This is a genomic window from Celeribacter sp. (genome assembly GCF_048266405.1).
GTDB lineage: Bacteria > Pseudomonadota > Alphaproteobacteria > Rhodobacterales > Rhodobacteraceae > Celeribacter.
The window spans coordinates 54,244-68,262 of record NZ_JBLWZO010000013.1; the positions used below are offsets into that span (position 1 = coordinate 54,244).

The 14,019-nt window shown below is 50.9% G+C and carries 13 protein-coding genes and 1 tRNA gene; 5 read left to right on the forward strand and 9 right to left on the reverse strand.

The window, feature by feature from the left end:
* Positions 1–174: 174 nt before the first annotated feature.
* Entirely contained in the window at positions 175–1,068 is an 894-nt protein-coding gene (locus ACN0TS_RS16395; RefSeq protein ID WP_417260443.1) for a LysR family transcriptional regulator, read from the forward strand.
* Here ACN0TS_RS16395 and ACN0TS_RS16400 read toward each other — a convergent pair.
* The 7 genes from ACN0TS_RS16400 to ACN0TS_RS16430 form a co-directional block, all read right to left on the reverse strand.
* Positions 1,033–1,743 carry a DUF4405 domain-containing protein gene (locus ACN0TS_RS16400; protein WP_417260444.1) on the reverse strand — a complete coding sequence of 237 codons (711 nt, stop codon included), beginning with the start codon at positions 1,741–1,743 and terminating at the stop codon, positions 1,033–1,035. The genes ACN0TS_RS16395 and ACN0TS_RS16400 overlap by 36 nt on opposite strands.
* An 18-nt stretch (positions 1,744–1,761) precedes the next feature.
* A complete protein-coding gene (locus tag ACN0TS_RS16405) occupies positions 1,762–2,247 on the reverse strand; it encodes a cytochrome P460 family protein (protein ID WP_417260445.1) in 486 nt (161 codons plus the stop codon).
* A gap of 63 nt (positions 2,248–2,310) precedes the next feature.
* Positions 2,311–3,405, reverse strand: coding sequence for an alpha/beta hydrolase (locus ACN0TS_RS16410; protein ID WP_417260446.1), 1,095 nt, complete (start codon positions 3,403–3,405; stop codon positions 2,311–2,313).
* 85 nt (positions 3,406–3,490) lie between these two features.
* Positions 3,491–3,964, reverse strand: a complete 474-nt coding sequence (locus ACN0TS_RS16415; RefSeq protein ID WP_417260447.1) for a cupin domain-containing protein — start codon at positions 3,962–3,964, stop codon at positions 3,491–3,493.
* Between the two features lie 43 nt (positions 3,965–4,007).
* Positions 4,008–4,448, reverse strand: a complete 441-nt coding sequence (locus tag ACN0TS_RS16420) for a carboxymuconolactone decarboxylase family protein (protein WP_417260448.1) — start codon at positions 4,446–4,448, stop codon at positions 4,008–4,010.
* A gap of 60 nt (positions 4,449–4,508) precedes the next feature.
* Positions 4,509–5,594: an alpha/beta hydrolase gene (locus tag ACN0TS_RS16425; protein ID WP_417260449.1), complete on the reverse strand. Its 1,086-nt coding sequence runs from the start codon at positions 5,592–5,594 to the stop codon at positions 4,509–4,511.
* Positions 5,595–5,748: 154 nt separating this feature from the next.
* Positions 5,749–7,101 (reverse strand): adenylate/guanylate cyclase domain-containing protein, encoded by a 1,353-nt coding sequence (locus ACN0TS_RS16430; RefSeq protein WP_417260450.1) that lies wholly within the window; start codon positions 7,099–7,101, stop codon positions 5,749–5,751.
* Between the two features lie 236 nt (positions 7,102–7,337).
* Between ACN0TS_RS16430 and ACN0TS_RS16435 the strand changes: the two genes are divergently transcribed.
* The 4 genes from ACN0TS_RS16435 to ACN0TS_RS16450 all read left to right on the forward strand — a co-directional run bounded on the left by ACN0TS_RS16435 (position 7,338) and on the right by ACN0TS_RS16450 (position 12,539).
* The gene (locus ACN0TS_RS16435) at positions 7,338–8,399 is read left to right on the forward strand and encodes an alpha/beta hydrolase (protein WP_417260451.1); all 1,062 of its coding nucleotides are present in this window, start codon (positions 7,338–7,340) and stop codon (positions 8,397–8,399) included.
* Between the two features lie 1,106 nt (positions 8,400–9,505).
* Positions 9,506–10,999 carry a hypothetical protein gene (locus ACN0TS_RS16440; RefSeq protein WP_417260452.1) on the forward strand — a complete coding sequence of 498 codons (1,494 nt, stop codon included), beginning with the start codon at positions 9,506–9,508 and terminating at the stop codon, positions 10,997–10,999.
* A gap of 47 nt (positions 11,000–11,046) precedes the next feature.
* Positions 11,047–11,283 (forward strand): LexA family protein, encoded by a 237-nt coding sequence (locus ACN0TS_RS16445; protein WP_417260453.1) that lies wholly within the window; start codon positions 11,047–11,049, stop codon positions 11,281–11,283.
* Positions 11,280–12,539: a Y-family DNA polymerase gene (locus ACN0TS_RS16450; protein WP_417260454.1), complete on the forward strand. Its 1,260-nt coding sequence runs from the start codon at positions 11,280–11,282 to the stop codon at positions 12,537–12,539. Before ACN0TS_RS16445 ends, ACN0TS_RS16450 begins: the two co-directional genes overlap by 4 nt.
* 74 nt (positions 12,540–12,613) lie before the next feature.
* Here ACN0TS_RS16450 and ACN0TS_RS16455 read toward each other — a convergent pair whose 3' ends face one another.
* Positions 12,614–13,615, reverse strand: coding sequence for a helix-turn-helix domain-containing protein (locus ACN0TS_RS16455; protein ID WP_417260455.1), 1,002 nt, complete (start codon positions 13,613–13,615; stop codon positions 12,614–12,616).
* Positions 13,616–13,890: 275 nt separating this feature from the next.
* Positions 13,891–13,967, reverse strand: a tRNA-Met gene (locus ACN0TS_RS16460).
* Between the last annotated feature and the right edge of the window lie 52 nt (positions 13,968–14,019).

A 14,019-nucleotide genomic window follows, 5' to 3' on the forward strand; every position in this document is an offset into this window, starting at 1 on the left:
GACACTCTATTCGTTCCCATAACCACGGCTGACACAGGTGAAGGACCAGCCAAGTTGAAGGTCAAAGAGACGTGTTCGCACGGAATGAAATGATTTGATCGAGTTTTATCACGTGCATAAGTTTGCGATTAGACGCTATAATCGGTATGCGGTAATAAGCAGGTCTAATTAATCATGCGTGAGAATTTCAACGATTTGTCTGCCTTTGTCGTGGTAGCCCGTGAACGGAGCTTTACCCGTGCAGCAGCGCAGCTTCGGGTATCGCAATCGGCACTCAGTCAAACGATCAAGGGACTTGAAGAGCGCCTTGGGATTCGGCTTCTGACCCGAACGACACGAAGCGTCTCGACCACGGATGCCGGGCAAAGATTGCTTCAGACCGTCGCGCCGCGCTTTGAAGAGATCGAGACCGAGCTGGCTGCATTAAGTGCCTTGCGTGAAAAGCCTGCCGGAACGATCCGCCTGAGTGCCGGTGAACATGCCGCCATGACCGTTCTGCAACCTGCCTTGAAAAGATTTCTGCCGGAATATCCCGATATCCACATCGAAATCATCGTCGATCACGGACTGATTGATATAGCCGCCGAAGGGTACGACGCGGGTGTGCGGCTTGGCGAACAGGTGGCCAAGGACATGATAGCAGTCCGCATCGGACCCGATATGCGTATGGCGGTAGTCGGTACACCGGAATATTTTGCGAGACATCCCATCCCCAAAACGCCACAGGACCTAATGAACCACAATTGCATCAATATGCGATTGCCGACTTATGGCGGCATTTTTCCATGGGATCTGGAAACCGATGATCAGGAAATCCGGGTGCGTGCCGAAGGACAGCTTGTTTTTAACAATATCACCCTTCGACTGAGTTCTGTTCTTGACGGGCTTGGCATTGCCTATATGCCCGAAGATCAAGTTCTTCGTCACATCGAGGAAGGCCGGTTGATCCGCGTGCTTGAAGACTGGTGCCCGCCTTTTCCCGGCTATCATTTGTATTATCCCAGTCGCAAACAGTCTTCGCCAGTGCTGGCGTTACTTGTTGATGTTCTGCGGTATAGGACGCGCTGAGCGGTTGTTGCGCTTTGAGGTCTGAAACAGAACCAGCGCATAATGGGTAGCGAAGATATAAAACCCCATGATCGCAATCGTGTGGACAAAGAAGCCAATGACGGATTCTTCGAAATTCCACCAGTCGAGCGTCATGGTCATGGACAGGCGATAGCCCATATCAAGAGCCGATGACGAGACCATAGCTCCATACAGGGCAACCCCCGCAGCCATTAAACGCATTGCAAATGTTACCTCGCGACCGGGTTTCGAAACACCAAACAGATTACGTACGATGCCCATGATCATTTGCCAGCGAAAGCCAAGGTGAATGGCAACAATCACCAATCCCCAATAGCCCGCCAGAACATGGATTTGGCGTACCGTAAAGCCGTCATAAAACCCAAAGGACAGAGTTTTGGAAATGATGATGCTGGTGCCAAGCAGAACCAGCATCACCAGTGCAAGCACAAAGGTCAGCACAACATTTAAAAGACTGCGCGGTTCCTTTCTGGTTTTGGGTAAAGTCCTATACCAGCGGCGATTGATGATGTTGTGGGCGATGACCAGAACGAACATGGCAGTGCCGACAAATTCATGTATGGCATTGCCAAGCCACCAGTAAGCCAGCCCGATGAGAAACAACCCGGCAGCAACAATGTCCATCGACAGTCGAGACAGGATTTTTGCGTTCACGATGTGCTCCGTGGGTGATCAGTCTATCGGGGTTCCGTCAAAATGCGGAATGCGATAGCCGGTATAAAGATATTCACTGCGTTCCTGACTGCTGTGGCAGCGTTGGCAACGCGCTGTGTTTTCATCCATGTTGATGGACCGATCTCCCCAATACCATTGGTACTGCCAGTCACCGGTGCGGCGATCCTCGTCATAGTCAAGGCCCCAACCTTCGCCCTTTTGCATTATGAAATAGCGATAAATTTCACCATTTCGATAGTCTTCGAGAACAAAATGAGTGCCAAACGGGACAGGTTCGCCCGCCTTGATCGCGGCAATGGCTTCGGGGGTGGTTTTGATATGTTCGGTCACCTCGCCACGGCGCACCGTGGTGTAATGGATCAGATCATCCAGATTTTCGGGAAAGGTTACCCGTGTTTCCTCGGCAAAGGCGGTAGTTGCGATCAGAGCAAGAACACCCGAGACACCGATGACTTTCTTCAAGGCGGAATTGAATTTTAACATTGCTGTTTCTTTTCGACAAATTGGGACTGAAGACCGCAAGGGCCGAGTGGCCGGAACCGGTGTCTACTTTCCTGCGACGGTCAGCGTGCGTTCGAAGAAGGGGATAAGTTCGCCCATTGCCGCCCCGACATATTCGGGAACCCAATAGGTTTCGATATGCGACGCACCGTCGATTTTGAACAGCTTCTTATCCGTTGTTCCTGTGGCTTTGGCGAAGGCATCTTCGGTCATGTAAAGCGTGTCTGCATCACTGCCAGCAATCATCAAAAGCGGCATATCAATCAGTTCAATCTGATCGGTCGCATCCCAGCGCATCAAATCGAGCAGGCTGCTCATGGTGTAACGGAAGGTCGAATTGGGATGTGCGTGTGTACGCCAATAATATTGGAATCCCTCGCGATACAGCTCGAACGGCAAAGCCGCGATCTGTTCATCGGTCAGATTGGCGTCACCCGCATAAAGAATCTCGCCGCCTGCAGCTTCCTGCGCGCGGGCATCGGATGCCTGCTTCAGGCGCTGCTGAATGGTATCGAGTTGAGAGTCTTCAAACCCGTTCCGGCGGACACGCCCGGAATTGAACATGCTGATGGTTGCCAGCGATTTGAAACGCTTGTCGGTCTTGGCAACGGACAAAGAATAGCCGCCGCCGCCGCAAATGCCGAGCAATCCAAGGCGGGCGGCATCAACACCGGGATAGCTTGAAATATAATCGGCCATGCCGTGGATGTCTTCGATCCGGTTAACCGGCTTATCCACGCTGCGCGGCATGCCGCCACTTCCACCCTGATAGGCTGCATCAGCCGCGATAGCGATGTACCCCTGTTCGGCAAGATGCTGGGCATAAAGACCAGCAACCTGTTCCTTTACGCCACCGTTGGGATGCGCCACAACAATAGCCGGATATTTCTGGTTCGGGTCAAAATTGGCCGGGGTATAGACATTGGCGACGATATCAAGGCCATTCAGCTTATATGTGACTGGATTGATATTGACCATGCCCGGTTCATTTTTGGTGATGGCCCCGTCATAAGCGAGTGTGAAGGGGTTTTGCTGATAGTCGGCAGCCATGGCAGGAATTCCTAGTGTTGAAGCGAGTAAAACGAGCACAGACGCACCGAGAATTTTGCGTCTTGTCTGGTTGATGCGTTCATTGATCATTATCGGCTTCTTTCGCGTCTTTGGGGATCGGGGGGATTATTAAGGTTCGGGGAATTTCAGGTGTTTCGGGCATGAACACCATTGATCAGCGCGCGCCATACTGTTCGTCGCTGACCTGTTCCATCCAGGTGACTGATTTCCCGTCCTGGGTTTCGGAAAAAGCGATATGAGACATGCCGTTATCGGCACTGGCACCATGCCAGTGTTTTGCATTGGCAGGGATCACAACCACGTCGCCCGGTCTGATGGTTTGAACGGGATGACCAGCTACCTGCACATGGCCGACACCATTCGTGACAATCAGGATTTGCCCCAATGGATGGGTGTGCCATGCACTGCGTGCACCGGGTTCAAACACAACCGTTGCACCGCGGACCGTTGCCGGATCGGTCGAGGCAAAGCGATCCTCGACCCGCACCTGTCCGGTGAAATATTCAGACGATCCAAGCGTTGCCGGTTGGGAGCCAGAACGTGTCACCGATGCATCAGAGTTTGTTTGCGCCAATGCGGGGACGGCCAGAAAGGTCAGGGCCGATGCGATAGCTAAATGCGATCTCATTTTTTGTCTCCGATTGTTGGTCGTAGAATGTGAAACCGAGCCGTTATTGGGCGGTTTGCGCATCGAATGCTTCGAATGCGTCGCGAGCGACACTGACGGCGGTTACGGAATTGGGCCATCCGGCGTAGAACGCCATCTGGGTGATGGTCTCGACCACTTCTTCCTTGGTCACGCCATTACGTAGTGCCAAGCCGATATGCGAGTGCAGCTGAGCGGGGCGGTTCATGGCAACAAGTGCGGATACGGTAATCAGGCTGCGATCCCGTTTTGAAAGTCCTTCGCGTTCCCAAATGTCCGCATACAGAACATCATCGGTCAGTTCGGCCAACTTTGGGGCAATGTCCCCCATAATTTGCTGCGCGCGGGACTGTTGGGTGGCTTGACCCTCGGCTTGGTTTGAAGTGTCGGCAAAAGCAGGTGCCATTGGTGTCGCCAGCGACAAGATGCCTGCAGCAATCATCATCTGTCTTTTAAGTTCGATCATAGATCTGTTCCTTGTTTTGGGAGCCGGGGCATATGTTCCATGCCCCGGTTCTTGTGAAGATCAATCGAGGTTCTTTTCGGTGAGGAACTTGGAAACCAGATCAGCGATTTCGACGTTGTTCAGGTCAGAGAACGGAAAATGGGTGTTGCCGGTAATCCCGATTTCCGGGAGGTGAATCAGGGTTGCGTCACCGCCATGGGCATTGATGGTCTCTACCCATGTCCGGGCCATTTCGAGACGCACGCGCCACGCATCCATAGTCGGAATGTCGGTCGCCTCGGACGGGATATTATCGCCATAGATGATGACAATCGGGATTTCGGTCAGTTTGGCGAAATCAGATGCAGCGACCGGAACACCTTTGAGTGTGTCAAAGGAGCTTGGCAGCGGTTCGGGAACTTCGCCTTCCGGGAAGACGAAATTGCTGCCTGGTTCAAAGGCGACAATGGCCTTGATGTGATCGCTTTTCATTCCGGCTGCCCAGCCCATGCCACCACTGTGCGAATGGGTAAACAGGATGCCATCACCCGTTTTTTCAAACAGGGCAGCGACCGCATCAGCATTCAGGTCAATATCAATCGGGCCGGTGTCGGGCACTATTTGACGGAAATACTGGTTCAGTGTTTCCGGGTCTTTGGCAAACTGAACACCTTCGAAGTAATCGGGCCAGACGCCTACACGGAACTGCCCGAACCAGAACTGCTCGTCGGGTTTTGGCGTGATGGTGGTGCCAAGAGTACTGCGTGCCGCATTACCACGACGAGGCTGATCAATCAGATAGACCGGAAAATTGCGGCGCAGAAAGATATTCTGAAATCCTTCGCGACCATCAGCCGTGGTTTCCCAAGTTTTGGAAAATTGGCCGAAACCATGCCACATCACAATGGGTAAAGGACGAGGATCAACCGGGATCTGATAGAAGGTATAAAGATGGTCACCGTGGAATGTCTGACCTTCGGGGGTGAAGGGCTTGCGGGGATCAAATGTGCCTTCCTCGGTCAGAACCGTACCGCCAACGGTAAAGCTACCCTGATCGGCAATGACCAGCGGATCGGCCGCAGAGGCGCTCTGGACATACAGGAAAGCGGAAAGTGACAGCGTTGCCGCCAACAGCACAGGTTTCAGCGTCTTTGCAAAAGTATCCATCTTTGGTTCCTTCGGGGTTATGTCGAAGCAACCAGAAGGCTAACAGTGGTCCGATCAGTTGATTAGATGGATAAATTGGATAGGCTTAATAAGGACAGCTTATTAAATTGGGTTTCTGTTTTTAGGCTGTCCCTTGTTGGGCTCCGGCCTGAGCTTATTCAGTTCGGTCAACAAAGGTAAAAGTATCAAGAGCTTCCGTCAGGCCTCGTACCGGGATGGAGCCAACAAATTCAAGTTCTATATTCCGAATATGCCCGGCTGTTGTTGCCGAGATCAGAATCGGTTTATCAAAATCTTTGCAAAGGGACTGCAATCGGACAGCAATGTTCACGGTGTTGCCGTGAACAGTATAGGACTGACGTTCATCCCCACCGACATTGCCTGCGATTAACGGCCCCGTATTGATTCCAATGCGAACATGCAATTGTTCTTCGCCAAACATCCTGCTGGCAACGCAATCCAGAATATCTCCTGCAGCAAGTACCGCATTGGCGCCGTGATTGGTGTCTTCTATCGGCACGTTGAAGGTCGCAAGAACAGCATCCCCCTGATATTGCGTAATGACGCCATTATGGCGCCCGATGATACGGGTGACTTCCTCAAAGAACGAGTTCAGAACATCCACGGTTTTTGCGGGCCCAACTCGTTCTGTAAGTCGGGTAAAGTTGGCTATATCGACAAAGAGAACGGTGGCCTCACTTTCGACAGGTTCAAGCACTCCTTTGCCGCTTATCAAAGAATCAACGACTGCTTGCGGGACAAAACGACCAAACATCCCCGATATGGCACGGCGTTCACGTTCTGCATCAAGTTGGCGTTTCAAGGTTTTCCGTGCACGCCACATGACAGTTGCAATCGACAATGCAACAACCAGTAACAGCAAAGTTTCCTGAAGTCGACTTTCAGGTCCGGCGAAATTGGGGTTGAGAAGCACATCCATGACTTGTTGCGCATTGGGATGGTTCGGGATGTCGTTCCAACTTAACGGATCTGAGATATTGCGCGTGATGTAGACAAACGCACTTAGCCATCCAATTGCGCCAGCAAGTCCAGTCCAGATGACAAGGAATGGCGAAAAGCTGAAGGCTGTCACGCCGAGAATCACAAAGTAATAAGGAAAGTAAGGGTTTTGCAGTGTCAGGGTTTGCGGCAGGTCTGGTGCCGTATAAAACAGTGGCTGGGTCGCTATCAGTATCGACATCAGGGCAATGTCGATTGTGACAAATACGTATTTCACCCATCGCCGGTCATAGGCCGACCCAATCAGGAAATAATGCGCCAATCCCAAAGCCAGAAAAACGGTAATTACCATAAAATACCCATAGGCGCGCGTTGCATCTTCGGCCCGGGTTGCAACCAACCAAACGCCGAGGAGAAACAAAACAACGGTCCGCCCCATTATTGCCAGACGCTGGCCGGAATGCTCGCTTCGAAGCAGGGTTTCCTCAGCGTCTTGCGAGACTTGGATATTTACTTTTTGGTCAAGATATTCAGAAATCTTCCCCATATGTCTGCTCCCAGCAGGGTCTGGCAATACTTTATTCAACTAACTGACAAATGGGCTCGAATTGAAAATTGGCAAACCGCAATTCTCTGCAGCTGATGAGCCAAGCCGAAGAACCACCTTATTCATTAGCAGTGCTTATTGATCTATTCCGGTTTTCTCACCTAATTCCGCGGATGGAAATGGTTTAACCTTGCCGCGTAATCGGAATTTTACATCCTCGTTGCGCAGGTTTCCCCATGTTAGCCAATATTTTCAAAAGGTTGCGCATTGGCGCGATTGCAATTCAACCCGTTCTAACAGCGTTACCCTTGGCGATCGTGCAGTCATTTGCCCTTGCTGAAGAAGTTGCGGCACCTCAGGGCAGCTTGCAGTCTCGATCCGATATTGAGGAGGTTGGGCGCCACTCTTTTGAGCATTTGTCAGCCGATAGCAATATTGGTGATTTGCTCAGCCATCCGGCACTGGCGTCCTTTGGACTGCAGATCATGCCATGGGAGAACCGCAGCTATGACAACGGGCTAGCGTTGTACGATTTCGGACAGCTTTTGCCTTATCATAGCAATGTGTTGGCTCAGGATGTGACTGGCGGTCTGAACCGCATGATTGATGATATTGCAAAAGGGCAGCAGGTTTTCTTTGACTTTTATAGTGACGCTCAAATGCGGGCCGACCCGTCACTTGGACATACGGGTCTGTTTTTCTTTCGCGGCAAACCCGGTGCACCATTTGCCGTCATCGCACCTGGTGGCGGCTTTAGTTATGTCGGGTCAGTTCACGAAGGCTTCCCCTATGCCCTAGCAATCAATAAAGCTGGCCTGAATGCCTTCGTTTTGAAATATCGGACGGGGCGAGGACAAAATACCGCAACACAGGATCTTGCTGCCGCCCTTGGCTTTGTTTTTGATCATGCCGATACCCTTGGCGTTTCGCGCTATGGGTATTCGCTTTGGGGCAGTTCGGCCGGAGCCCGCATGGCCGCAGCAATCGGGTCGCACGGTGCAGACGCTTTTGGCGGTGAGAAACTGCCAAAGCCATCAACTGTTGTCATGGCTTATACTGCACATTCAGATCACGCTTCCAAAGAGCCCGCAACGTTCGTAGTCGTTGGAGAGAACGACCACATTTCACCACCATCAGCAATGGAAGATCGAATCAGAGCTCTTGAAGAGCTTGGCACGGATGTGTCTTACCACCTCTATCCAAACATTGGGCACGGTTTTGGCCTTGGGACTGGAACCAGTGCAGAAAATTGGGTGTCAAATGCTGTGACGTTCTGGGAACAGAATATGCATTTTTAATGGATGCATGCTCACGCCCACTTTCTGCACTTCTTTGATTCTGAATGCTTTCTATGCAGATGAATGTGTGTTTTCGAAATTCACAACATTAATCATCACAGTACAAAGACAAGAGATCTAGGTAGCTAAGAAAGGCCACCTAGATCTCTGACGCATTAGCATCCGTTTCCAACTTTATGCGTCACAGATTCTAAAGTTATGCGTCGCGTTTCCAGTTTCATGAGTCAATTCACACATCTCTTTGGCCGGCCCGCCCTTTCCTTTGCGTTCGAGATTAACGCCAAACACAAACAAGGTTGATCTCTCGCTGGAAAGCATAGACCGGGTAATATGCTTCCTGAATTCGATCATTTTGCCCGCTCGTTATTTGGAAAATCAATCATCTATATGCTCGGCCTCGAAAGCACGGCGCACCATTTCTGCCGCAGTCGGATCACAGGTTTCAACTATGTATCCACGCGAAGTTACTTCAACGGACACATCTGGCAAATTCATAGCCTTACAACTTTCTCGGATGTCATCCGAAGAAAGTGCTGTGCTGGAAATCCGCAGCCGGTATGGATCCTTGCTTGGCAATAGACATCGCATGAAATGACTCTAACAACTCTCGGTTTCTGGAAAATCAGTCATCAAGGACCTCAATATGCACTGGAGAATCTAGTTCAGCGACGTTCCGCAATTCCGGCCGCCTAGTCCGATAGAGGGCTTCGGAAACGCATGGATTTGTGACCGGTGAAATAGAAAACGGCCGCGACAGATTGTCCAGGGCGAATCCGGAAGGGAAAGTCGACTAGCCGAGACAAATTTCTACATATCGCCATACAGGCACCTGCCTGCCAGCAAGCTAGGAGTGTGAAAATCGTATGGGCAACCTGCGATTGATTGTTTCGCCATTTTTCCGCTTGTCAAACCAAAATTAACAGTGGTTAATATTCGATCTTCCTAAATCAGTGATTGCGCCAGCGATGACAGCCTGCGCAGGGGAGGGGGCTCATGAAACCAATGCAGAGCTTGCCGCCAATCTGTCAAAACAGGGCCTTGTCGATGCGGGTGTTGCCTCGACCTCCTTTTAGAGGATTGCACTTATCGGATAGGGAAATTTTAATATGTCAGATATTCATGACGAACTAGAAGTGCTCTCAGGTGCCCTCCCGGCTGGATATATTAGGACATTCCCTTTGGCTCGCGTTGTGCTAACGCGATTGCTCCAAAATATTGACTTACTTAAAGGAAAATCAATTCCTGCCGGCAACATGCAGCTTGAAGCCACTCTACGTGATGTTCAGTGGGCTGGCGCAGCAAGAGCTGTGCTCGCACCGCCCAAGGCAGCCGCATTTCCGGACAAGGAAGTGGATATACTTGTAAACAGTTCGTTTGCAGTCATCATCGACATATCCGTATCTGGTGATCCGACTCAGGTGGTATCCACGATAACCATGGATATTTCAGATGCTCGTTCACACATGCGAGCTTCTGAAAATTTACTTCTGATCGAAGGTGCGGATTTCGATGCCAAGAGAAAGATCGAAAGAACACCAGCCGCTGACAATATCCTACAGAACGCCGGAATAGACCCTACTGAAGCTGCCTATGTTGAAGGCCATGTTGGCTACGGTGTTGTTTCGCAAGCAGTTGCAAACATATTGGGGGAACGCCGAGAAATAAAATTCTCCGACATTTTTCCAGTTATTGATTTTGGAAAAAATATTAGCTTAGCCATTATCGACAACGGCGATGCTCTAGCAATCCTTCCTTCGGAGCGTGTTTCGATCCATTCGACATCTGCATGTCGTTGTACTGATGGACCAGATTTCGAAGTTGAGCGAACAACGATCACTAACACCGCTCCAGCGAACCCAGGTGTTAATGACGAAATCGGTCAAATTTCTTTAGGCGGACCTGTAGCGGATGATAAAGACCCGCATACCGATTTTGGTCATAGACCTGAAGGCAGAGAAGGTATGGCAGGCCTATACATACCAAAAGATTTTGCACGATCCATGACAGTGGAGGAGATGCCCGCTGTCAAGATGGTTGCTTCTGATAATGGAACCATCGGATATCGCGCCGAAGCTACGGTCGGCTTTTCAAACTTCAACATCAGCTTTGATCTTAATGGAGGCGGCATACTTCTGGATATCGATCTCGATGTATCTGTCAGTGCTTATTGTGACTTCGAGCTTTTCAAAGGACTTCGGCTTCCAATCGGGTGGGCTATTATTAGTCCACAGGTTGGAAGCAGAGCCCATCTTCAGATGGGGTTTTATCCTTCCATCGATAATTCCGGCACAGTGAAGCTAAAAAGTACTCTGAAGAAAGTTCATATGGGGAAATATGTTGCTATTGTTATCGGCATTGGAACTGCGTTGAAGCTCTTGGGCGTCACAGCGTGGATAGGTTTTCTGATCGATGTCGTTTTGTCCGCAATTCTAAGCAACGGCCTGCCTGTAGTTTTGAAAAAAGAGATATCAAAATATCTTGGAAACAAGGAGTGGAAGTTGATTGAAGGCTTGCCAATGGCCACAACCGAACAATACTGGTCAGCACCATATAGCGTGAAGCCAGATAGCCTGCTAGCGAGCTTCGACTACAGAGGCTAATCTCACGTTCCGCAGCCACCTTCTTTGGCCGACTTGAAGGCGATAGCATGGAGCCTGTTATGCATGATGGGGACCTCTTGGTCGTCGATCGAGCAATCAAGGCCATGCCAGGGCATGTTGTGGTCGCGACCCATGAAGGTGAATTTACAGTCAAGCGCCTCACGATCGAGCACAACCTGTATCGTCTTGTGCCTGAAAACCCGGCATATCCGATAATAGAATGCAATGAATCAACCGAAATTTGGGGCGTTGTGCATATCAGCCTGCACTGGCCATCACGATGATTGGGCTGGTTGATTGCAATAATTTCTACGTTTCCTGTGAACGCCTGTTCGATCCCACATTGCGCGGACGACCGGTGATTGTCCTGAGTAACAATGATGGTTGCGCAATCGCGAGGTCCAATGAGGCCAAAGCCTTGGGCATCAAAATGGGCCAGCCCCTTTTTCAGATCGAAGATCTCATTCAAAAGCATGGCGTGATCGTCAAATCAGGCAATTATACCCTCTATGGCGACATAAGCCGCAGGGTGATGGAACTCGCTGCATCCTGTGCGCCTGACAGCTCGATCTATTCCATCGACGAGATATTCCTCGATCTGGATGGCTTGTCTCTGCCCGGTCAAACGGCTTGGAGCCGCGAATTGAAAGACAGAATTTACCGCGAAACCGGTATCCCTGTCGGCATCGGAATATCACAGACCAAAACGCTGGCCAAAATTGCCAATCGACTGACAAAGAAATCCGCCAAGGCTTCTGGTGTTCTTGTCCTCAATAACCCCAACTGGATAAATCAGGCGCTTGAACGTACCGAAGTCGGCGACGTCTGGGGGATAGGTCGGCAATATGGTCGTAAACTGGCCGCCATGGGCATTCTAAATGCACGGCAACTGAGAGATATGCCTGATCGTGCGGTGCGTGATATGATGGCCGTAGGCGGGCTCAGGACAGTCCGGGAGTTGCGGGGCGAGCGGTCGATCCCTCTTGATGATAGCCCAGTCGATAAACAGACTATCTGCGTGTCCCGATCCCTTGCGAGCGAGGTAAATGATCATGATCAGATTTGCGAGTTACTGATCGACTTCACTGCTCGCGGCTGTATGAAGCTGCGTCGCACCGGTTTGGTCGCCGGTCGATTACAGATATTTATTCTCGGCAATCGGTTTCGCAAAGACCGACCGCAATTCTCACGCGCTCTCGATATCGCTTTGATACCCTACAGCAACGATACAAGAACCGTCAGTTCAACGATCAGAGATCACATCGACCAGCTTTGGCAATCCGGCCTTTTGGTAAAGAAAGCCGGTATCATGTTGCTTGATCTATGCCGTCCGGAAACCGCTCCGAGGGATCTGTTCTCCCCGGCCCCTGCTCCACCCTCTCTTTTGATGACAACATTGGACATGCTCGGCGAAAAGTATGGTCGTGACAGCGTAACAATCGGACGATTGCCGCGCACCAGTCCAGACTGGTTTATGAAGTCCGATAGCCGCAGCCCGTGCTATACAACGCAATGGGCTGACATCCTTGTCTTCAGATAGATGAATGACATAGCAGAAAGACATTTTCGACCCTGTTTGCAGCGCGGATCAATCTGTCCTCGTGGAATAAACAATCAGCTCAAACACGAGATAGCGCCAATCCCCAGTCCGCGGAACTTAGCTATCGATTTAATTCTATCCATGAGGTGATGCTCGGTCGTATCCCGCACACAGCGGTTTTTCGCCACTAGCTGGATCGTTTTGCCTGTAATACTCGCCTGCACCTGAGACAGCCAGGCACCGGGATTACGGCATCCTGGCACATTGGAACGACCAACTATCGTGCATATTTCCTGCCATTCAGGCGGCCCAATAAGGTCACACTGAGTAGGCATGTCCGCAGCATCACGTTCACGCTCCGGCATCAAACCATCGAGCGCATCAAGAATGTCCATCCTAGACGGTCGCTTTCCCTTCTGTCGTAAACCATCCAGCTCCAACCTGACGGCATCGATGCCAACGCGATCAATCGCTTCATTCACCCGCAAACAAGCGTTTGCCAAAGTCCAAGGCTCACAACACAACCGCTGCCATTCTCTGGCTAAAATCAAACATTGATCATCGACGGCAGGAAGGACGGTTGCGCCGGTGCCAGAAACAGCATTCGCCTGTTCCCTTTCATCCGTGTTTTCTTCTTTATCCGTGTTCTTCTTATTGGAACCGGCACCACGTGCCGGTTTAACACCGGAATCTGATGCCGGTATGATGGAACCAGATGCCGGTTTAGAACCAAGACCGATCAGCTGATACGCATTTCGATTACGAAGCCTGCCAACGGCCCGGCTCAGCTTTGCGACCAACCCAAGTTCGGCCAAACGCTTAAGCGCCTGCCGCACCTTGCGATCAGAAAGACTTGCCTCTTGGGCAATCGTCTCAATCTTGGGGAAGCATGCTTGCGTACGATCATTGACGTGCGATGCCAGAACAACGGCAACGCAGATCTCGGCTGTCGTCAAATCAGGGTTGGGAAGGATCTTGGTCTGCACCCAGTGCCAGCGAGCAACGGCAGACGTTCCGACGGGTGCTGATTGTTCAGCAACCGCGCCAATGTGCGCTTGGGAATATGAAGATGTCATGCGTGGTATCGGCAGAGTTCAAACATCGCATTTGCACTTGACAAAGCGATCCCGTCGCCTAAACTTTACCTCAGATTTCAAGTCGAGGGCAGTCTAAGCCTTTTCAGAAACCCGTTGGTTGCCGCCGACGGGTTTTTCTTTATCTATTTGAAAAGTCCGGGAAAAATGAAACTCGTTTGTGCCGCCTCCTCTGTTAGAGGCATGCACCCGAACTTTTTCTCTTGTTTCGCGATTCCGTCGAGTCTATATCTCAAAACTCAACGGATCGGAAAGAGTGGTTGCGGGGGCAGGATTTGAACCTGCGACCTTCAGGTTATGAGCCTGACGAGCTACCGGGCTGCTCCACCCCGCGTCAGGGTGTCTATTAACCGGTGAGGTTAAACAGATAACGCCGCATCAGGGAT

What these genes read in the sequence shown, in the direction of transcription:
- ACN0TS_RS16395 (WP_417260443.1), top strand. Translation starts at nt 175, where the DNA reads ATGCGTGAGAATTTCAACGATTTGTCTGCCTTTGTCGTGGTAGCCCGT.
- ACN0TS_RS16405 (WP_417260445.1), bottom strand. Translation starts at nt 2,247, where the DNA reads ATGTTAAAATTCAATTCCGCCTTGAAGAAAGTCATCGGTGTCTCGGGT.
- ACN0TS_RS16410 (WP_417260446.1), bottom strand. Translation starts at nt 3,405, where the DNA reads ATGATCAATGAACGCATCAACCAGACAAGACGCAAAATTCTCGGTGCG.
- ACN0TS_RS16415 (WP_417260447.1), bottom strand. Translation starts at nt 3,964, where the DNA reads ATGAGATCGCATTTAGCTATCGCATCGGCCCTGACCTTTCTGGCCGTC.
- ACN0TS_RS16420 (WP_417260448.1), bottom strand. Translation starts at nt 4,448, where the DNA reads ATGATCGAACTTAAAAGACAGATGATGATTGCTGCAGGCATCTTGTCG.
- ACN0TS_RS16425 (WP_417260449.1), bottom strand. Translation starts at nt 5,594, where the DNA reads ATGGATACTTTTGCAAAGACGCTGAAACCTGTGCTGTTGGCGGCAACG.
- ACN0TS_RS16430 (WP_417260450.1), bottom strand. Translation starts at nt 7,101, where the DNA reads ATGGGGAAGATTTCTGAATATCTTGACCAAAAAGTAAATATCCAAGTC.
- ACN0TS_RS16435 (WP_417260451.1), top strand. Translation starts at nt 7,338, where the DNA reads ATGTTAGCCAATATTTTCAAAAGGTTGCGCATTGGCGCGATTGCAATT.
- ACN0TS_RS16440 (WP_417260452.1), top strand. Translation starts at nt 9,506, where the DNA reads ATGTCAGATATTCATGACGAACTAGAAGTGCTCTCAGGTGCCCTCCCG.
- ACN0TS_RS16445 (WP_417260453.1), top strand. Translation starts at nt 11,047, where the DNA reads ATGGAGCCTGTTATGCATGATGGGGACCTCTTGGTCGTCGATCGAGCA.
- ACN0TS_RS16450 (WP_417260454.1), top strand. Translation starts at nt 11,280, where the DNA reads ATGATTGGGCTGGTTGATTGCAATAATTTCTACGTTTCCTGTGAACGC.
- ACN0TS_RS16455 (WP_417260455.1), bottom strand. Translation starts at nt 13,615, where the DNA reads ATGACATCTTCATATTCCCAAGCGCACATTGGCGCGGTTGCTGAACAA.